This window comes from Corallococcus exercitus (genome assembly GCF_003611585.1).
In the GTDB taxonomy this organism is placed as follows: Bacteria; Myxococcota; Myxococcia; order Myxococcales; family Myxococcaceae; genus Corallococcus; species Corallococcus exercitus.
Map to the genome: position 1 here is coordinate 1 of NZ_RAVW01000904.1, position 429 is coordinate 429.

The 429-nt window shown below is 76.2% G+C and carries 1 protein-coding gene; it reads right to left on the bottom strand.

What is annotated here, in order from left to right; all coding sequences use genetic code 11:
- Positions 1-16 precede the first annotated feature (16 nt).
- Positions 17-429, bottom strand: a 413-nt coding sequence (locus tag D7W79_RS44200) for a peptidase associated/transthyretin-like domain-containing protein (protein ID WP_167497806.1), incomplete at its 5' end; no start/stop codon positions are given.

Consider the following 429-nt stretch of genomic DNA (forward strand, 5'->3'; position numbering starts at 1 on the left):
GGGGAACGGCGGGGCTTCAGCGGCCGCGGGACGCGCGGAACTCCTGCATCACGGTGCCGTTGGCGGGGACGACGACGGTGAACGTCTTCTCACCGGACGGGTGCCGGAAGGTCAGGGTGTGGGTGCCGGCCGGCACCTTGTAGGTCGCGCGGCCCTGCACGTCCCCGAGCCGCTTCCCGCCCAGGAAGACGGTGGCGTACGGGTTGGCCTTCACCTGGAGCGAGCCCATGGCCTTCGCCGATTCCTCGGCGGCCGGCGCCGGGGCGGTGTCCGCCGTGGGCTTCGTGGCGGGGGTGGCCGGTCCGGTGGACGGAGGCGCGGCGAGTGCGGCTTCGCGGCGCTGCCCTTCGAGCTCCGCGTCGATGGCCTCCGCGGCCGGCGCGCGGGAGGGCTCGGCCGGGGGCACCGTGGCGGTGGTCGGAGGCGGGG